Below are 1,969 nucleotides of genomic sequence, written 5' to 3' on the forward strand. Positions count from 1 at the left end.
TGGCTGTTTTACGCGTATGACAGGATACGGAGGACGGTTGTGGCGCACGTCTTCGGTGAACGCACTCTGGCCACACTGGAGCGTCTTCTGAGCCTGCTGCCGGCCTTTGAGGTCGTGGTATGGATGACGGATGGCTGGCCGCTGTATGAATCACGCCTGAAGGGAAAGCTGCACGTTATCAGCAAGCGTTACACTCAGCGCATTGAGCGACATAATCTGAATCTGAGACAACATCTGGCAAGGCTGGGACGGAAGTCACTGTCGTTCTCAAAATCGGTGGAGCTGCATGACAAGGTCATCGGGCATTATCTGAACATAAAACACTATCAGTAAGTTGGAGTCATTACCCGATTGCCAACCAGTAAAACGCTTCAGTTTTCAACGCACCCCACAGCATCGGCCAGAAAATGAGTCCTGCAATTGCCCCTGTGCGCATAATAGCGCGGGCAAATCCGACCCCAGTAGGGCGAATAGCGGGAAGATAAGAGAGTGTGGCAATGGTCATGCCCAGCCCACCAGGACCCGCTGAATGGAAGAAAATAATTGATCCCAATAACCCTAAAGACAGCCAGGGATTAGTCGTTGCCAGTGCGCCTAACGACAGCAATGCTAAGGTCACAACAGCAAATCCATACATCGACTGTCGGCGAGTACCCAGTCGTTGGAGAATAAACGAGCCGATCATCCCGCCTGTCACCCCACAAAGGGCATTCACGACGGCAGAACCGGTCAACGCGCCAGTAAGCCCGCCACTTATTATTCCCGCCAACGTAAGAGGAAGATAAACACCTACGGCGTTATATTGCCACGCCTGCATGGTTGCCACGACACAGCCAAGAATGGTGCGTTTGCGGTAACGATCATTAAATAAGATGCCATATCCACCACTGTATTTATTCTCTGCTTTTTCCGAGAATTTCGCTTCTGTTGTACCCGATGCCGCAACGCGAGCCTGAACACCATAACGTTTTCCCAGAATGTCGCACGCTTCCTGGTAACGCCCGACGCGTGCGGCCCACATTGCGGATTCACCAATAAAGAAGTAACGCAAAATCATGAAGATGACTGCAAAAATAGCTCCGATGAATATTCCGTAACGCCACAATTGTTCTTCAGCGATACCCGACAGAAGCAGCGGCAAAAGTACCAAATAAACAACGGTTGTCGAAACATACCAGGCCATTTGCCAGAGGTTGACCGACGTTCCGGTTTTCTTCGACGTTGAACCACGAAGCTCTGCCACGGCATTGGTTGCCAAAGGGAAGTCGATGCCTAAACCAAAGCCCATGATGACGCGGCACACCAGCACCCACCAGATACTGGGAGCAATAGCTACCGCTGCAGCACCGATGGTGCACAGCCCCATGCCAATAATAAATGCCCGCTTTTGCCCAAAGCGGTTTATTACTCGGTTCGCTAATAAACCGCCAATTAACGCGGCGATTAATACTGATGCATTGACGGTTGCAGCAAGACCCGGCGAAATGCCGAATTGAGCGGCAATGTATTTATTACCAAACCCCACCATCGCCGCCTAGTAGGCATCAATCAATATGCCGCCCAAAGCAATAAAAATAACGCCGATACTGGTGTTGATTGCAGAGTTCTTATTAACAATTAGACTGGCCCCCTGAATCTCCAGACAACCAGTATCACTTAAATAAGTGATAGTCTTAATACTAGTTTTTAGACTAGTCATTGGAGTACAGATGATTGATGTCTTAGGGCCGGAGAAACGCAGACGGCGTACCACACAGGAAAAGATCGCAATTGTTCAGCAGAGCTTTGAACCGGGGATGACGGTCTCCCTCGTTGCCCGGCAACATGGTGTAGCAGCCAGCCAGTTATTTCTCTGGCGTAAGCAATACCAGGAAGGAAGTCTTACTGCTGTGGCCGCCGGAGAACAGGTTGTTCCTGCCTCTGAACTTGCTGCCGCCATGAAGCAGATTAAAGAACTCCAGCGCCTGCT

The 1,969-nt window shown here is 50.5% G+C and carries 1 protein-coding gene and 2 pseudogenes; 2 read left to right on the forward strand and 1 reads right to left on the reverse strand.

Annotated features, from left to right (window positions below; translation table 11 throughout):
- Positions 1-333 (forward strand): annotated as a pseudogene (locus BHE85_RS14400) (IS1-like element IS1X2 family transposase); the annotation flags it as partial.
- Positions 334-343: 10 nt separating this feature from the next.
- Here the strand turns inward: BHE85_RS14400 and BHE85_RS14405 are convergent.
- Positions 344-1,678, reverse strand: a pseudogene (locus tag BHE85_RS14405) (MFS transporter).
- Positions 1,679-1,709: 31 nt separating this feature from the next.
- Between BHE85_RS14405 and BHE85_RS14410 the strand changes: the two are divergent.
- Positions 1,710-1,969: transposase (locus tag BHE85_RS14410; RefSeq protein ID WP_000567716.1), on the forward strand; the 260-nt coding region annotated here is incomplete at its 3' end.

Origin of the sequence: Shigella sp. FC1567 (assembly GCF_001743015.1) — a bacterium.
GTDB classification, from domain to species: Bacteria; Pseudomonadota; Gammaproteobacteria; order Enterobacterales; family Enterobacteriaceae; genus Escherichia; species Escherichia coli.